This window comes from Bifidobacterium sp. M0404, assembly GCF_016101415.1.
Lineage (GTDB): Bacteria > Actinomycetota > Actinomycetes > Actinomycetales > Bifidobacteriaceae > Bombiscardovia > Bombiscardovia polysaccharolytica.
Map to the genome: position 1 here is coordinate 949,956 of NZ_JACFQP010000001.1, position 17,460 is coordinate 967,415.

General features: G+C 60.4%; 13 protein-coding genes and 1 tRNA gene. 3 read left to right on the forward strand and 11 right to left on the reverse strand.

What is annotated here, in order from left to right; genetic code table 11:
• Nucleotides 1-1,603, forward strand: a 1,603-nt coding sequence (locus tag H3T93_RS03915; RefSeq protein WP_232348611.1) for a glycoside hydrolase family 32 protein, incomplete at its 5' end; no start/stop codon positions are given.
• A gap of 353 nt (nucleotides 1,604-1,956) precedes the next feature.
• On the opposite strand, the gene H3T93_RS03920 is transcribed toward H3T93_RS03915, so the two are convergent.
• The 9 genes from H3T93_RS03920 to H3T93_RS03960 form a co-directional block, all read right to left on the reverse strand.
• Complete coding sequence (locus H3T93_RS03920) at nucleotides 1,957-3,153, reverse strand: MFS transporter (RefSeq protein WP_144176777.1); 1,197 nt, start codon at nucleotides 3,151-3,153, stop codon at nucleotides 1,957-1,959.
• Between the two features lie 88 nt (nucleotides 3,154-3,241).
• Nucleotides 3,242-4,672, reverse strand: coding sequence for an amidohydrolase (locus H3T93_RS03925; RefSeq protein WP_144176775.1), 1,431 nt, complete (start codon nucleotides 4,670-4,672; stop codon nucleotides 3,242-3,244).
• A 165-nt stretch (nucleotides 4,673-4,837) separates the two neighbouring features.
• Nucleotides 4,838-5,632, reverse strand: a complete 795-nt coding sequence (locus H3T93_RS03930; protein ID WP_144176774.1) for an isoprenyl transferase — start codon at nucleotides 5,630-5,632, stop codon at nucleotides 4,838-4,840.
• 3 nt (nucleotides 5,633-5,635) lie between these two features.
• Complete coding sequence (gene recO, locus H3T93_RS03935; protein WP_144176773.1) at nucleotides 5,636-6,358, reverse strand: DNA repair protein RecO; 723 nt, start codon at nucleotides 6,356-6,358, stop codon at nucleotides 5,636-5,638.
• 15 nt (nucleotides 6,359-6,373) lie between these two features.
• Entirely contained in the window at nucleotides 6,374-8,026 is a 1,653-nt protein-coding gene (locus H3T93_RS03940; RefSeq protein ID WP_186363912.1) for an alpha/beta hydrolase family protein, read from the reverse strand.
• 101 nt (nucleotides 8,027-8,127) lie between these two features.
• Entirely contained in the window at nucleotides 8,128-9,357 is a 1,230-nt protein-coding gene (ispG, locus tag H3T93_RS03945; protein ID WP_176694635.1) for a flavodoxin-dependent (E)-4-hydroxy-3-methylbut-2-enyl-diphosphate synthase, read from the reverse strand.
• Nucleotides 9,354-10,610 (reverse strand): 1-deoxy-D-xylulose-5-phosphate reductoisomerase, encoded by a 1,257-nt coding sequence (gene dxr, locus H3T93_RS03950; protein ID WP_232348612.1) that lies wholly within the window; start codon nucleotides 10,608-10,610, stop codon nucleotides 9,354-9,356. The genes ispG and dxr overlap by 4 nt, the downstream gene beginning before the upstream one ends.
• Nucleotides 10,611-10,624: 14 nt before the next feature.
• Nucleotides 10,625-12,406, reverse strand: a complete 1,782-nt coding sequence (locus H3T93_RS03955) for a DivIVA domain-containing protein (RefSeq protein ID WP_144176771.1) — start codon at nucleotides 12,404-12,406, stop codon at nucleotides 10,625-10,627.
• 100 nt (nucleotides 12,407-12,506) lie between these two features.
• Nucleotides 12,507-12,580: transfer RNA gene (locus tag H3T93_RS03960), tRNA-Val, on the reverse strand.
• A gap of 75 nt (nucleotides 12,581-12,655) precedes the next feature.
• Here H3T93_RS03960 and H3T93_RS03965 point away from each other — a divergent pair.
• Nucleotides 12,656-14,245, forward strand: coding sequence for an MDR family MFS transporter (locus tag H3T93_RS03965; protein ID WP_232348613.1), 1,590 nt, complete (start codon nucleotides 12,656-12,658; stop codon nucleotides 14,243-14,245).
• A 147-nt stretch (nucleotides 14,246-14,392) separates the two neighbouring features.
• Here H3T93_RS03965 and H3T93_RS03970 read toward each other — a convergent pair whose 3' ends face one another.
• Together H3T93_RS03970 and H3T93_RS03975 are read right to left on the reverse strand one after the other, a co-directional pair.
• Nucleotides 14,393-14,809: a DUF3052 domain-containing protein gene (locus H3T93_RS03970; protein WP_024627263.1), complete on the reverse strand. Its 417-nt coding sequence runs from the start codon at nucleotides 14,807-14,809 to the stop codon at nucleotides 14,393-14,395.
• Nucleotides 14,810-14,860: 51 nt separating this feature from the next.
• Nucleotides 14,861-15,727 (reverse strand): YlbL family protein, encoded by an 867-nt coding sequence (locus H3T93_RS03975; protein ID WP_144176770.1) that lies wholly within the window; start codon nucleotides 15,725-15,727, stop codon nucleotides 14,861-14,863.
• Nucleotides 15,728-15,821: 94 nt separating this feature from the next.
• Here H3T93_RS03975 and H3T93_RS03980 point away from each other — a divergent pair, with 94 nt between their 5' ends.
• Complete coding sequence (locus H3T93_RS03980) at nucleotides 15,822-17,459, forward strand: zinc-dependent metalloprotease (protein ID WP_144176769.1); 1,638 nt, start codon at nucleotides 15,822-15,824, stop codon at nucleotides 17,457-17,459.
• Nucleotide 17,460 lies beyond the last annotated feature (1 nt).

Consider the following 17,460-nt stretch of genomic DNA (forward strand, 5'->3'; position numbering starts at 1 on the left):
CCCCCCCCCCCAAAAAAAACCGCTCAATGCAGAAAGAATCAAACCAGGAGAAAGAAATATGAAGACAGACAGCGTCGACCGCACCTACCCAGATGATTCCGAAAAAGCTATAAACAAAGCAGAGCAACATCTGAGAAGGGGTAGGGCCAGTCGCCGTGACCGATGGTACCCCCTTTTCCACATAGCATCCCAGAGCGGCTGGATTAACGATCCCAACGGACTGAGCTACTATCATGGCCGTTGGCACGTCTATTATCAGCTCAATCCGTACGAACCTGTCTGGGGACCTATGTATTGGGGTCATGTCTCCTCTTCTGACATGGTGACTTGGCGAAGAGAACGTGTGGCCCTTGCCCCAGGTGAGGGTGATGACAAAGATGGAGTCTTTTCCGGTTCGGCTGTTGTGGATGATAACGGTAATCTCTGCGTCTACTACACCGGTCAACGGTGGTTGGATCCAAATAACAGCCGAGCTGGGCAGACCCAAGTGCAAATGATGGCCCGAGCGCTGGATTCAAATGCTGTACACTTTGAAAAACTGGGACGGATTATTGCCCCACCTCAAAACCAACGAATGGATGATTTTCGCGACCCCAAAGTCTGGAAACAAGACGGAATCTGGTATATGATCCACGGTGTCGGAACAGCTCAGCAGAAGGGGCAGATATGGCTCTACTCCTCCAGGGACATGATTTCATGGACTTTCCTCAAAGTCATCTTTGAAGATAAGAATCCTGATGTCTTCATGGTGGAATGCCCAGACCTCTTTCCTCTGAAGAATGCAAAAGGTGATACCGTCTGGGTGCTCTGCTTATCGGAGATGAGGCGTGATCCACAAGACCCCGATGCAGAAACCAATGTGGTCGCTGGCTACATGGTAGGTGACTTCAGTCCTGAAACCGGATTCCAATCCAAGACAAGCCTAAGAAAGTGGGATCACGGACACAATTTTTACGCCCCTCAGTCCTTTATGGCTCCGGATGGCCGGCGAATTATGTACGGGTGGATGAAACCTGATCCATCCTCCATGCCCACGATTGAAGATGGATGGAACGGACAGTTAACCGTCCCACGGGAGGTCAGACTAGATTCCAAAGGCAATGTATGCACTCTGCCTGTGTCCGAAATGGCAGAACTTCGAGAGAATGAACTCCAAGCGGGTTCACTGTTGGTACAGCCTGAATCGGAAATCACAATCTGCGAAGACTTACAAGCAGGTGAGATCATCATGGAAATAGACCTCGAAACCTCCAGTTTCCACCAAGCAGGTCTGAAGATCCATGCGACTGCCGATGGGTCTTACGTTTTACTGACCTACAATAAAGAAACTCATCAGCTTGTCCTTGACAGGTCTAAGGGAGGTAATGGCGATAGGAGTAGCAGGGTTGTCGAACTCGATGCAGAGGGAAATCAGCTGAGACTTCGTGTCTATGTGGACAGAGGCTCCATTGAGGTTTTTGCCAATCAAGGCCAGGCAGTCTTGTCCTCTTACAGCTTCCCCAACGAAGGTCCAAGAAGACTAATTATGACCAGCTCGGGGGGCAACATGGTTATAAGCCAGTGCCAAGTTTTTACTCTCAGCGACAATGGTCTAAATGGTTAATGAAAGATGGTTCAGCCTTACAGAGTCGCCGATTTCAATCTCAATGATTCTCGATGGACTGGCAAGGTCTCATACGACGACAGCTGGCAATGATCTAGAAATAGGAATGACAAGGATGGAGTTGGCAGTCCAGGAGTTGTGTAGTTATCTGAAGGGCATCCATCCTGACACTTCATAACCAACTCTTGACACGGCCAATCTGCTGGCTAGCCGCCTGAACTAACTGACAGTGCATGGGTTGACTTCATTTTGACGAAACAGAAATGAAGTCAACCCATGCACTTCTTGTTTAAATACAACTTTTGCGGAAACAGTCCACCGTCAATACGCATTTCATTTAGTCGGCCTCGGCTTTATTTGCCGACCTTGACCAGCAGAGCCATCAGTCCGGAGGCGATGGCCGCCGCGCCCATGAAGAGAAAGGCTCCGACGAAAGAGCCACCGGCCGCCTTGACCAGGTAGCCGATGATCATGGGAGCCAGGAATCCGCCCAGGGTGCCGCCGGTGTTGATGATGCCGATGGCGGAGCCGATAATGTGCGGATCCATGATCTTGTGGGGCCAGGTGAAAATGCCGGTGAAGGCCACCACGGAGACGCAGGATACCATGATCAGCAGCAGGAGGGAGAGCCAGATGTTGCGAGAGAAGACGAAGCAGACGACCAGGACGGCGCTGATCAGCCCGGCGCCCAGGATGGCTACCTTTTCCCTGCCCAGGAAGAGCTTCGAGAGCAGCTGGCCGGCATAGATGGTGGCGACTGTCGTGAAGACCGCATTGACCGCCAGCAGGATTCCTGCCTGACCGATCGAGAGCCCGAAGGTGTTCTTTATGAAGGTGGGCATCCAGGAGATATTGCCGTACAGGAGGATGTTGAGCAGAAGCATGGCCACGAAGAGGACCAGCACGTTCCGGTTCTTCAGAACCTCAAGGAACCCTGCCCCCTTGGCCCCAGGCTTCTGGTCAACCTCGGGCTGGCGAGGCTTGGAAGGCACGAAGATCAGGATGCAGGCAAAAGCCAGCAGATAGAGGGTGCCCAGCACACCGTAGGCCAGGTGCCAGTTGATGGCGACCAGGTTGGCGCCCAGAACGAAGGCCAGGATGCCGCCGATGCCCGAGGTCGACAGAATCAGGGACTGTACGAAGGTGCGCCTTTCCTGGGGGAAGTTCTCCGCAATCGACTTGGAGCAGGAGGGTGGGTAGCCACCGTGGCCCATTCCAGCGAAGAACCGGACGATGATGAAGAAGACCAGACCATTGGCCAGGCCGAACAGGTAGCTGAACAGGCCGATGATGATCATGGATGCCATCAGCACACGCTTGGCCCCAAGCCGGTCGGCCAGCCAACCGCTGGGTATCTGCATGAGCGAGTAGCCCAGGAAGAAGGCCGACATGATGATGCCTGTCTGCCCCGAGTCAAGGTGGAACTGCTCGGAAATGGGGATGATGGCGGTCGAGATCATGTTCTTGTCCATGTACACGATCGAGTAACCGGCCATCAGGGAGAAGATCAGCGTTCCGCTCGCCGTTTTTGAGGATTGTTTGATTGGCATTGGTCTGTCATCCTTCAGTCGAAGTCGGTCGCCGCCAGGCGAAGTGATCAGAAGAGGTCACAGAGCCAGGCGGCAGCCGAACAGTAGATCAGTGGGGCAGCACATCGTCAGGAATGACGACCTTGTAGTCCTGACCGGCGAAGGTCTTGTCGAAGTCCTCCTTGGCGGCCTTGACCAGATCCGGGTCGGTAAACGCATCGTAGGCGGTCAGAGCCAGGGTCTTGCCCGCAGCCAGCAGACCCTTGTGGGCCACCGAGGACTTGCCGTTTGCCGCCCATTGCCAGGAGTGTGGTGAGGTGCCCTGGGGTTCGAAGCCGCCGCTGAACTGGGCGGTGGGCGTCTGCCAGCTGACATCGCCGACATCGGTGGACCCCGATGCCGTATCGGTGAAGGCCAGCGGATACTTCTTCAGGGCCATGGTGGACTCGGCCATCTTCCTGACTTCCTCATCCGGAAGCTCAGGGAAGGCGGCCTTGGTACGGCTGAGCACACGCTGCTTACCGGCCTCGGGGACCGTGTCCGTGTAGCGGCGCTCGTAGTCCAGCTCCTGCTGGTCCAAGGGCAGGGGGCCGACGACGTCCAGGTTCCTGTCTATGGCCTCGGTCAGCGGATGGTTGGGGATGAAGTTGTAGCAGGCCGCGTCGAACTCTTCCTTGACCTGGGTCTCGGTCATCAGGGCCGCACCCTGGGCGATCTTCTCCACACGCTTGAACAGATCCTGAGCCTGATCCATCCTGGGAGCACGCACGAAATAATAGAGCCGGGCATGGGACTGCACCACATTGGCCGACTCGCCGCCTGCGTCGATAAAGGCGTAATGCACGCGGGCCTCATCGATCATGTGCTCACGCAGGAACTGCACTCCCACGTTCATCAGCTCCGCGGCATCCAAGGCGCTCCGACCCAGCTCAGGGGCCGCAGCTGCGTGGGCCGGCACGCCGGTGAAGTCGAAGTAGGCCTGCAGGACAGCCAGGCTGGAGGAGCCCCAGGCCTGGGTCACATCCGAGGGGTGCCAGGACAGGGCCAGATCCAGCCCGTCGAAAACTCCGTCCCTGGCCATGAAGGCCTTGCCGTAACCCGACTCCTCAGCCGGGCAGCCGAAGACCTTGATGGTCCCCTTGAGCCCCTTCTCCTCCATGAAGGTCTTGATCCCGACTCCGGCCGCGACGGCTGCCATACCCAGAATGTTGTGGCCGCAGCCTTGCCCGTTGCCGCCTTCGACCAAGGGCTTGTGCTCGCCCAGATCGGCCACCTGGCTGAGGCCTCCCAGGGCGTCGTATTCGCCGGTGATGCCGATCACCGGACGACCCGAGCCCCAGGTCGCCACGTAGGCATAGTCCATATGGCCCACGCCCTTTTCGATGTCGAAGCCCTCCTGCTCCAGCACCTTGTAATGCTGCTGGACCGACTCCTTCACGGCAAATCTGGTCTCGGGGGTACCCCAAATATGGTCGGCGGCATCGATGAACTCCTGTGACTTGTCCTCGATGATCTGCATGATGCGCTGCTTGTCGTCCACGCCTGTCACTCCTTCGCTTCGTTTGCTGCCCTAATCGCCACAGCGGATATGTCATGCTCCGCTGCGATATGACACAGACTACCTTTCAAGGGCATTACGAGAGTGTTCAGACATGTAAATTTGGACGACTATGGCTAACTTCACAAATTGAGATGCCTTGTTTTCTCAGGCATTCTCCACGCCTCCGAAGCGCCTGTCCCTGTGGATGTAATCGTCGATGGCCCGCCAGAGCACCTCCCGCCCGCAGTCGGGGAAGAGCTCAGGCACGAAAGCCAGCTCCGCGTATGCCGCCTGCCAGGGCAGGAAGTTGGAGGTGCGCTGCTCCCCCGAGGTGCGCAGAACCAGGTCGCAGTCCGGTATGTCGGGGTTGTAGAGATGCTGGGCGATCATCTTTTCGGTCACCTTGGAACCTTTGATCTGCCCGGCCGCCACCTCCCGGGCAATGTCGGTGGCTGCATCGGCCAGCTCAGCCCTGCCCCCGTAGTTGATGCAGAAAATCACATCGATCCTGGTGTTATGCCGGGTGCGCTCCATGGCAGCCTCGAGCTCGTCAATGACCGACTTCCAGAGCCGGGGCCGACGGCCCGCCCAGCGCACGCGCACTCCCCAGTCATCCATCTGGGCCACCCGACGGTGGATGATGTCTCGGGAGAAACCCATCAAAAAGCGGACTTCGGCCGGCGAGCGCTTCCAGTTTTCTGTAGAGAAGGTGTACAGGCTCAGGTATCGGACCCCGGCCTCGATGGCCCCGGCTATGGTGTCGAAGACCACAGGCTCGGCGGCCCGATGACCCTGGGTACGCTCCATACCCCTTTGCTTGGCCCAGCGGCCATTGCCGTCCATGATCACACCCAGGTGCCGCGGGACTGAGCCCTCGGGGAATTGCGGAATACGCGCGGGGTCGGAGAATGGGGCTGCAGGCACATCCAGGGAGGTGTAGTCGACGGGGTCAAAGCTCATGCTTCAAGAATCTAATAGCCTAAGGGACCTGATGGGCCGCTCCAGGTAATATTCGCCCCATTTCTCAACAAGACCGTCGCACAGGGGGGTGGAGCCTTTGCCGTCCAGCTTGGACCAGTCCCCACTGCTCAGCGCCCGGAAACGGGCCAGGGTGGCAGGATCCACCGCCACGGCGTCAGTGGGCCTGTCCCGACTGCAGACCACCCCGCCGCCGGGCACAGAAAAGTGGGTCAGCTGGTCTGTCCGTCCGCAGACGATGCAGGAATCCAGCCGGGGCCGCCAGCCCGCCAGCGCCAGGGAGCGCAGCAGGTAGGAGGAGCCGATGTCACGGGGGTCATGTCGATGACCTGCCAGGCTGGCCAGGGCGGAGACCAGCAGACGGTATTGCTCCGGGGCCGGCTCGTGCTCACCCACCACGAGCTTGTCGGCGGTCTCAAGCATGACGCCCCCGTTGGCGTAGAGGTCATAGTCGGCGCATATTGCATCCGCATAAGGGGCTATGCAGACCGCCTGTGAGACGATGTCCAGGTTGCGGCCGCGGGAGATGAGCAGATCGTCACGCATGAAAGGCTCCAGCCGCGCACCAAAGCGGGACTTGGTCCGTCGCACCCCCTTGGCAACGGCCCTGACCTTGCCGTGCCCCCTGGTCAGAATGGTGACGATGCGGTCGGCCTCGCCCAATTTGACCGTTCTGAGGACCAGCCCCTCGTCACGATAGATGGCCACGACGGTCCCGTCCTTTCATTGGTAGATGAACAGGCCCCAGAAAGCGAAGATCAGCAGGACTCCGAACATGGCCAGAGTGGTGACGACGAAGAGGGCAACGCCGAAGCGGGTGGAAGCCAAAACAGGCCTGGGATCCAGGTTGCGCATCTGCTGGCGCAAAGTGGGGCCGCCGGCCTTGCTTGTGCGGACCTGGTCGGGCAGCCGGTCCAATCCCCTTAGGGAGGCTACTTCGACCATGCGGGCGAAGGTGCGCGACCAGGCCCAGATGACCAGTGCGCAGACCACCTGGATGACCGGCCAGCTCCAGTAGCTGACCCCCGCCTGGTCTGGTACGCCACCCCAACCCAGGCGTACCACGGCCATGATGACCTGACCCAGACCCGCTCCGAAAAGGACCAGGGTAGCCAGGGTGGTACCAGTGATGGTGACCAAGGTCCCGCCGAAACCATGGCTGAAGCCCAGAACCGGGTCCTTGCGTCGGCGCAGACGGAACACTTTCATCAGGCCGGCCACCACGGCCATGACCAGAGCCGCCAGCAAAAGAACCAGGGTCAGCATATGCAGGACCAGCATATAGATGGTCAGCGAACGCCTCCCCCGCAGGTCAGTAGGCACGGCGATGGACTGGTGGATGGTGGCCCCGCCCACGCTGGGACTGGTCTGATGCAGGCCATGGACCTGACCCACCGCCCAATCGATCATGTCCTGCTGGTAGTGGTCGGCCAGGGGCGTGCCGGTCCGGGCCTCATCCCCCAGCCGCAGCACATGGTTGGAGACGGGGTAGGACCGCACAGTTACATTCTCATTGCCGGAGGCATGGGCCTGGGAAAGCACGCGTTGCACCCCTTCCACCTGGGCGGTCATGACATCCTTGGCCCCGTAGGCCAGCAGGGTGGGAATGGCATAGGTGTAGCGGTCGGTGGGGTCGATGTCCAGATTGTTCAGGCCCAAGAGGGTGGCATCAGTGCTGAAGAGCCGACGGACCACCGACTGGTAGCCCTGGTTGGCCCCGGCAATTGCAAAGTCCTGGGCCACGAAGAAGCCCATAGCATGCCGTGGTGAATAGACCATGGGACTCAGCAGGATCTGGAAGGCGATCCTGTGATCCATGGTCAGCAACATGGCGGCGATCCAAGTGCTCTCGCTGGTGGCATATATGCCTACCTTGGATGCATCCACATCATCCCGGTCGCGCAGCAGATTGGCAACCCGCTCGTAGGCCCTGGCAGAGGCTGGATAATCCCGATCAGCATCCGTGGTGGACCAGACCGGCTTGTCCAGCACGGCGGTGACGAAGCCAGCAGAGGCCAGGGTCCGGGCTACGTCTCCGAAGGAGTTATCGCAGGTGCCGTAACCGGCGCCATGCATGAAAACTACAGCCGGCCTATGGCCTGAAGCCCCTTGAGGAGTGCGAATCAATATTCGGATGCGTTGGTGCTCACCTGTGGCAGGCCTCTCCACGCTCATTTCCTGGTGGCGGGATTCGACCTGATACTGCCCCACGGTATCCCTGGCAACCCCGGCAGGCCAGTCGAAGGTGACCGCGGTGTCCGGAGTCAGCGTGGGGAAATTCTGATCCACTGGTTCGTATTTCCAGGGGACGGCGGTCAGGTGGGATACAGAGGCCAGCAGACCCATGAGGATGATGAAGACAGGCAAACTGGTCATCAGCCGCCTGACCCTGCTCCACCGGCTCGCGGGGAGGGAACGCTCAACCTCTTGGGACACGACGGCCATTGTAACCGGTGGCGAGGATGGCGCTTACGCGCTCAGCTGGCACGGCCAGTGACCGGAACCACCATAGGCCCTACCTCCGGCAGGGTTTCACCCTGGACCGCCGCCTTGGCATCCATCTGGGCAGCGATTTCCTTGGCCCGTTCCAGCAGGGTGGGGACGATCTGATCCTCAGGCACTGTCTGAACCACCTTGCCCTTGATGATGATCTGGCCCTTGCCGTTGCCCGAAGCCACCCCAAGGTCAGCCTCCCTGGCTTCACCTGGGCCGTTGACGATGCAACCCATGACGGCCACCCGGATGGGGGCGGTGATGTCCTTGAGGCCCTCGGTCACTTCCTTGGCCAGCTCGATCACATCCACCTGGGCCCTGCCGCATGAGGGGCAGGAGATGATGTCGAAGTGGCGCTGGCGCAGCCCCAGATATTCCAGAATCTTGCAGCCCACCTTGACCTCTTCCACAGGCGGTGCGGACAGGGATACCCGGATGGTGTCGCCGATGCCCTCAGCCAGGAGCGCGCCGAAGGCCAGGCAGGACTTGATGGTCCCCTGCCAGGATGGTCCGGCCTCGGTCACGCCCAGGTGCAGGGGCCAGTCGCCCTTGGATGCCAGGAGCCTGTAGGTCTGGACTGTGGTAACGGGATCGTGGTGCTTGACGGAGATCTTGAAGTCGTGGAAGCCCACGTCCTCGAACATGTGGGCCTCTTTCAAGGCCGAGGCCACCAGGGCCTCAGGGGTGGGGCCGCCGTAGCGGGCGTAGATGTCCTTGTCCAGGCTGCCGGCGTTAACTCCGATGCGCAGGGAGATGCCCGCATCCGTTGCAGCCTTGCAGATATCTGGACCGACCTGGTCGAACTTGCGGATGTTGCCCGGGTTGACCCTGACGGCTGCGCAGCCCGCGTCGATGGCCTGGAAAACGTACTTGCTCTGGAAGTGAATGTCGGCGATGACCGGGATGGGCGACTTCTTCGCAATGATGGGAAGCGCGTCGGCATCATCCTGACTGGGCACGGCCACTCGTACGATATCGCAGCCGGCGGCGGCCAACTCGGCGATCTGCTGCAAGGTCGCATTGATGTCAGCGGTGACCGTGTTGGTCATGGACTGCACCGAAATTGGGGCACCCCCGCCGACCGGCACAGGCCCCACCATGATCCGACGGGAACGGCGACGAGGATGCAGCGGAGTCTGACTGATGGCCTGCTCGCCTGTCTTGCGGAACCCTTGGGAGGATGTTGACTGTTCGGTCTTGAGAATGCTACTCACGCTGTCATGTCTATCAAAGCATCGGCCCTTTGGCGTGCCTCATGCTCGACTTGCTCCATTACCTCCACGGATGTGAATGTTCCCGGAAGATGCGTTTCCATGGCGTCCATGACTGAACGGATGGTTTTGACGATGTCCAGGTAAGGCAGCTGGTGATTCAGGAAGGCCCGGACCGCCTGCTCGTTGGCGGCATTGAAGACCGCAGTCATGGGCTCGCAGCTTCCCAGAGCCCGCCTGGCCAGGTTTACCGCCGGGAAGGCCTCGTCATCCAGCGGCTCGAAAGTCCAGGTGCTGGCCTTGGACCAGTCACAAGCCGCAGCCACATTGTCAAGACGGACGGGCGCCGACAGACCCAAGGCAATGGGCAGACGCATGTCAGGAGGCGAGGCCTGGCTTATGGTGGCCCCGTCCTGGAACTGGACCATGGAGTGGACCACGGACTGGGGGTGGACCACTACGGTGATCCGCTCGGGCTCGATGCGGAAGAGCCTGCTGGCCTCGATGACCTCCAGACCCTTGTTGACCATGGTGGAGGAGTTGATGGTGACCACCGGACCCATGGACCAGGTCGGATGGTTCAAGGCCTGTTCAGGGGTAACCTCACGCATGGCTTGGCGGCTCCAACCCCGGAAGGGACCTCCTGAGGCAGTGACCACCAGACGGGCCACCTCTCCATGCTGCCCCGAACGCAGGGATTGCCAGATGGCCGAATGCTCGGAGTCGACCGGGTTGATCTGGCCCGGCCGTATCTCGGCGTCAAAGAGCAGATGTCCTCCGGCCACCACGGACTCCTTGTTGGCCAGAGCCAGTTGGGATCCGGCCTGCAGGGCCGCAATGGATGGACGCAGACCGACAGATCCAGTGATGCCGTTGAGGACCAGATCACTGCCGGAACCGGCCAGAGCCTGAACCGCCTCCATGCCTGCCTCCACATGGATGCCAGTCAATTCAATGGCTTCGAGAGCCTGCTGCAGAGCCGGAACCTGGGCCTTGTCGGCCAGAGCCAGACGAGTCACGCCAAAATCGCGGGCCTGGCGGGCCAGAAGCTCGACATGCGCGCCACCAGCGGCCAATCCAGTCACCTGGAACCGGTCCTTATGACGACTGATTAGATCCAGAGCCTGTGTGCCGATAGACCCTGTGGATCCCAGGATGACCAGGCTGCGAGGCTCCTGGTCATCATCCCTGGGCGACCAGTCTGCCAAGGTGCGTTCACTACCGGCCAACAAATCGGCCTGCCTACCTTCACTCATCACTGCAAGATGACTCATCGACCGCCTTTATCCTGCTCTCCCTCGTCACCGAAGGCGGGGAAAGAAATATCGGGGATGTCCAGATCCATCTTGGGCAGATCCTGATTGAGCAGGGAGGCCAGATAAGAATCCGGATCTTGGTCCTGTTTATTCCCACGCGTGTTTTGCGAATACCGGGGCTTGGCCCAGTCGGGCGTATCCGTGCTGCTTCCGGCTGTTTCTGCCCAGGGACGTTCACGGGTCTCAGGCGCTGCTGGTGCCGGTTCCTCATAGCTGCCCAAGGGTCCGCCAGCGCCCAGATGGCCATCGACGAATGGCGAAGAGATAACCGAGGCGGCACCTGGTGTAGGCGAAGCGACAGCGTCAGCACCTGCCGAGGCAGACGCTGGCGATTCTGGCCTTGCGGAGGGGACGAACGCAGTCCCAGCCGAGGTGGAGGGGGCGGAAGCGACAGGTGCCGATTCGGTCTGGTGGAATACCGTCGGCTCTGGAGTCTGCAGTGCGGGAGAAGAGGAAGAAGGTGCCGCAGAGCTGAACGGCACTGATTGTACAGCCGACGCAGGTGCCGCAGGAGTGGTACGGGCTGGTGCAGATGCCGGGTCTGTAGCCGCTGGCGGCACCGAAGCGGGCATGACCGATTCCTGTTGACCGGAGACTGCGGGATTGGCAGGGGCAATAGCAGATCCACCGCTGAATCCGGACGATGAGGCCGACCTCGCAGAAGAAGAGGCAGGAGCTGCTGCCGCCGCTGCCGAAGATGGTGAATCAACACCCGTTGCACCGACAGCTGTGGCGCCAGCACCTACGGCTGCCCCAGCGCCTTCCTGGGCAAGCCGCTGGTTGACCGCCGAAGCCAGAGCACTCAGAGAACTGTTGGGCTGCGCCGTCGGCGTCGTAGGTGTCGTCTTCGTGCTGGCGGCCGGAGCCTCGAAGATGGCCCGCTCTGCCTGGTGCAGTTGAGCGAAATCATCCTGACTGCTCTGACTGCTCTGGTCACCCGCAAGAGCGGAGGCACTGGGAGTGCTCCATGCCGGTGCCTGGCTCTGTCCGATCAGCGGCTGAACGCCGGAAGATGAAGAGTCCTGGACCGGAAGCCGCGGCTGCGCAGGAACAGCAGCGGGCGCCGTCGAACTCTCGCTGGCTCTCTTTGCCTTTTCGCTAACCCGCGCAAAGGACTCAAGCTGCTCCAGGAGCTCAACTGCCTTGGCCAGGAAGAAGTCCACCTGACGCTCGTCATAACCCTTGGACCCTCGCCGCTGAGTGAAGATGACATTGGAGACGCGGTCAGCCGTGATGTCGGTGTTCTTCGACTTGCCCGAGTCCGTCTTCCGACCCTCCTGCAGGTTGAGCTGGTCAGAAGTCTTGTTGAGAACCTGCTCGATCAGCCGCTCCACCTGCTTGCAGTCGTATGAGGGCATACCAGCATCCCCGCGCTTGAAGACGCTGCCCGAGGGTCTGCCGGCATGAGCGGTCAACTCTGATTGCAGACTGACCATTCTGGTCGTCCAACCATCCACGCCCACCCGGGCTATCTCCAGACTGGTCTGCCTGTCGGAAATCACCCTCTCCAGTCGGGAGAGGGCAGCATCTACCTGGGTGATGATATAGCCGTTCTTGCACAGGTCAAAGGAGGCATTGGCTATCTCCTCCTGGGTCAAATCAGGGTCCTGGCTCTCATAAAGTGAGTGCGCCCGCTCCAGGAAGGCATCCACCTGCTTGGTGTCATATCCCCACTTGCGCTTGCCCGAGCGCGCGATGGTCGCCTCGGTTCCACGGGCATCAGGCTTAGCTGACATCAGGCATCGACCTCCTGACCTTTCTTGTCAACGATCGTCGTGCATCGATTCTACGTGAGCGTTAAGACTCGACTTCGGGCACGCCCCCTAATGACCCCTGTGGTCCCGCCCGGACTCGAACCGGGGACATCCACCGTGTAAAGGTGGCGCTCTAACCAACTGAGCCACGGGACCAGCACACTACCTTACCAGAATACACGGTGACAAGGCCGCACGGTGCGGCTATAATCCACTAGGAATTCGCGGCCATTGTCCGCAAACAAGAGCAACACACCTTACGACAGGGGGTTCGGATTGTCACAGACAGTCGATACAGGCAGTGGCAGGAAGACCAATCGCACCCTGGTGACGGTGGCGGTCTTCATTGCCACCTTTATGACGGCTATCGAGGGGACCATCGTCTCCACCGCCATGCCCACCATCATCGGGGACCTGCATGGGCTGTCCATCATGAACTGGGTCTACTCCATCTATCTGCTCATGACGGCGGTCACCACGCCCATCTACGGCAAGCTTTCAGACCGCTTTGGCCGTAAGCCGTTGCTGACCATCGGCCTGCTGGTCTTCGTCATCGGGTCCACCCTGTGCGCCCTGTCCCAGTCCATGCCCCAGCTGATCGGCGCCCGTTTTCTGCAGGGCCTGGGGGCAGGTGCCATCCAGCCGTTGACCTACACGGTTCTGGCCGACATCTATCCACTGGACAAGCGGGCAGGCATGATCGGCCTGAACGGCTCGGCTTGGGGCATCGCCTCCATCATCGCCCCTCTGCTGGGAGGCTTCATCGTCCAGCAGATAAGCTGGCACTGGGTCTTCGCCATCAATGTGCCCATCGGACTGCTGGTCATCATCATGATCCAGCTCTTCCTGAGCGAGCATATCCAGGCGCGTGAAACCCGCGTCGACTACATGGGCATCGGGCTGCTCAGTATCTGCCTGATCTGTCTCATGCTCTGCCTGCAGAGCCTGGGTTCGGCGGGTGATGCACGCATCACCCTGATCCTGGCTGCGGCCACCGTGGTCACCTTTGCCCTGCTTCTTCATGTGGAGGGCCACCAAGAGGATCCCATCCTGCCTCTGCGACTCTTCCGCATCAGGACCTTCGTCATCCAGAACATCTGCATGCTCCTGGTGGCCGGATTCCTCATGGGCTTCGACACCTACATGCCCATCTGGATGCAATCCGTGTTGGGGATGAACCCCTCCCTGGGCGGTTTTGTGGTCACCCCATCCTCCATTCTCTGGCTCCTGGGCGCCTACCTGGCAGGACCGCTGACCATGCACCATCCGCCGCACCGGGCCACCAACATCGGCCTTGCCTTCATCCTGACGGCCTGTGTCTGCTACATAGCCGTTCCCCAGGCCACCGCCTACTGGGTCTTTCTGGTCATCTCGGCCGTGGTCGGCTTCGGATTCGGCCTGACCATCACCACATCAACCATCACCGCCCAGAGCGTGGTGCCCGCAGGCGACGTGGGCGCCTCGACCAGCTTCAACACCCTGGCCCGTTCCCTGGGGCAAACTCTGATGGTCTCCATCTTCGGCATCGTCATGAACACGGTTATCGCCCGCGAGGTGCCTCAGCATAAGGGACTGACTGAGGACATGATGAACAGCATGATCAACCCGGCTACGGCAGGGAGCATCCCCTCCCGCCTGCTCGGCCCAGCCCGCACCATCGTCTTCGACGGCCTGCATTGGATCTTCCTAGTGGGCCTGGTCATCCTGCTTATGGCTCTGGTGGCCAACCTCTGCGACATACGCTCCCGCACCCTGCTGGCCGAATATCAGAACAAGGCCACGACGGTGGCTCCTGCCATTGCTGAGAAGGGCAAGCAGTAAAGTCCATTGGCCTTCCGGATTCCTTCGGGAATTCCTCATGATGACAACGAGGTGGTGGGCATCGGGCTCAACCGATGCCCACCACCTCGTTCATTGGCGCTTATGCAATATGTCTGACTGCCGTAAGCCTCGGAACAGCCAGAAGTTTTACTTGCCCTTACCGAAGGCCCGCAGCTGAGTGGCGTTCCAATCCTTGCTGACGGTGGTAGGCATTAAGGCGTTCATGCCCGCCGTCTTGGCCGCATTGGAGACGACCCCCGGCGCCGATGCCCCAGGTCTGCCTGGTTTCGGGGTCAGCACCCAGAAAGGCGCGCCCTTGTTGACCATGGCCGAGGCATCCATTATGGTGTCCGCCAGATCGTCCTCGGCATCGCCGTCCCGCCACCAGATGATGACCCCATCCACGGCTGCGTCATAGTCCTCATCCACCAGCTCTTCGCCGGTCAGATCCTCGATCCTGGTCCGAATCCCGTCGTCGACATCGTCGTCCCACATCCATTCCTGAACAATATCGCCGGGATGAAACCCGAACTCTTCCGCTGTATAGGTTGTAGTCTCAGCCACGGTTTCAGCATAACAACACTGCCGGAATTCACCAATTGGACCGGCCTTGTCTTATTTGCCCTTGGTGGCCGTGCAGTGGGGCAGCCCCTCCCCCTGGCCATGGCCGATGGCCACCAGGGCCTTGTAAGCCTCGTCCAAGGTGGACACCCGCACATCACGCAGCCCCTGTGGCACATGGCCTGCCACCTGTGAGCAGTTGGCCGCCGGGGCCAGGAACCAGGTGGCGCCGTCCCGCTTGGCGCCCAGCATCTTCAGCTGGATGCCGCCGATGGCACCGACCTGTCCCTTTTGGTTAATGGTGCCGGTTCCGGCGATGGTCAGACCGCCGGTTTCCTGCTCAGGGGTGATCTTGTCGATGGCCCCCAGGGTGTACATGAGCCCGGCCGAGGGACCGCCGATGTCGGCCACCCTCATGCTGAACTGCAGGCCTGAGACGTCGTACCCACGAGCCTTGAGAAAGGCCAGGGCCTGGGCCGAGGCGGCCTTCTGGGAGCCGTGCATGTCGCCCTGCTCCTGACGCTTGTACTCCTCAACGCTCTGCCCGGGAGGCACCACGGCCTCCTGTGGAAGAACCGTGGCGTGGGGATCGGCCCAGCCCACCAGGGCATCCAGATTGGAGGCCGGGTAGCCGGGGATTCCGCGGGCATTGACCGTGGTCATCAGCAAGCGGCCTTTGTCATGGTGAACCTGGCCACCTTTCACCTTGATGACCGGTGAACCTTTTGAACTTCCCAGCACATCCTGGGTAGGGCCCGGTGTCTCGATGGTATAAGGCGAAGGGAGGAAAAGCACCAAGAAAGCCAAAATGATCAGAAGACCACCGACCAGCATTTTTCGGGTAGGTCCGCCAAGCGCCCCGATTCGCCTTTCGGGTGCGCCTGTGGCGCAGTGATCCGATTTCCCGTGCGGAAGTGTCATAGCTCCAATATTATGGTTGATGAAGACGATAATCCCGGCAGGCGCCAACCTTGATGGCGGACGACCTGCCTTGGCGAGGACTGGAAACAAAGCAATGGACGAGAATGCAATCCACCAATGGCTCATCGAGTGCTTCGGCCCGGTGCAGGGCGAGCTGGCCTGGAGTCAGTTCTCACAGCTGCCTGAGTCCATCCGCTCCCAGATGGCGGCCCAGGGAGCCGATCAGCTACCCAAACCCGCCGAGGTCCAGGCCCTGATCCAAGCCTTTACTGCCGGAGGGCTGAATACCCCCGCCGACATGCAGGCCCAGGCCGACCAGGGGCCCATCAACGTTGCACTGGCCAAGAACATCGCCTTGGGGCGCACCAGGGCCGACCAGTCTGATACCACTGTCACAGCAGAGGACAGCGACCGGGTGGCCCGAGTCATGAGCGAAGCCAACCTTTGGCTAGACACCGTCTGTGCCTTTGACCCCGCCCCCGGCCAAACCGAAGCCCTGACCCGTGCCGGATGGATCGAGGGCAGCATAGACGCCTGGGTTCAGTTCGCCTCGCCAGTGGCCCAGGCGGTCAGCGAGGCCTTGACCTCCGTCATAAGCCAACGCTTCCATGGCTTCGACCAAGGCGAGATTTCAGGAATGTTCGCTGGACCTGTGCCCATCCCCCTTCCCGACAACCTCAAGGATCCGACCACGCTGATGAGGCTGCTGGGGAACACCTCATTCGCCATGCAGCTGGGGCAGGCCGCTGGCGAGCTGGCCAAGGAGGTCCGCGGAGGATTCGACCAGGGCATCCCGCTGCTGAAGAACCCAGCTGGAGCCCTCATACCGCAGAACATCAAGGTTTACGCCAAATCCCTGGAGCTGGATCTGGACGAGGTCACCCGCTACATGGCCCTCAAGGAAGCCGCCCATGCCCGGCTCTACGCCGCCGTCCCCTGGCTAATGCCGCGCTTCGAGGCCCTAATTGGCAAGTATGCCCGTGGAGTCTCCATCGACCTGGACGCTGTGGAAGACCAGCTGCGCGATGCTGAGCAAATCAATCCCGAATCCATCGCTGGCGCCATCAACCTCAGCAATGTCGGCATCGAGGACACCCCTGAGCAGAAGGAGGCCCTGCACAGCCTGGGCGACCTGCTGGCACTAGTCGACGGGTGGGTAGATTGCGTGGTCTGGAACGCCGGCATGGCCCACCTGCCCCATTTGGAGCAGCTGCGGGAGATGACCCGACGCGAGCGCGCCGTGGGCGGGCCGGCCGAACAGACCTTCGAGTCCCTGCTGGGCCTGCATTTTCACCCCAAGCAGCTACGTGAGGCCGCCGACCTCTGGGAACGCATCACCACCGAGGAGGGAGTCCAGGGCCGTGACAGCCATTGGTCCCATCCTGATCTACTGCCCTCCCTGCCTGTCAAGGATGAAGGCGGCCAAGGTGGGGCGTCGACCTCTGCAGACGGGCAATACGAGCAGAAAACCGCCACTTCCGCCACCTCGGTGGACTGGGATGCCGAGCTGGACAAGCTATTGAATGCCGAAGAAAAAGATTCCTCTGCCGATTCGACCGCTTCCGCCAACTCCGAAGCTTCTGATTCCGACATTTCAAATGATCAGGAACCTTCGGACCATGAGGCCCCGGACAACCAAAAGAGTGCCGGCAAGGATTCCAAGGACACCGACAACGGCAATACCGACCAGGATGACTCAGACAGAGACGATTCAGACAGCAACCAGGCCTGAG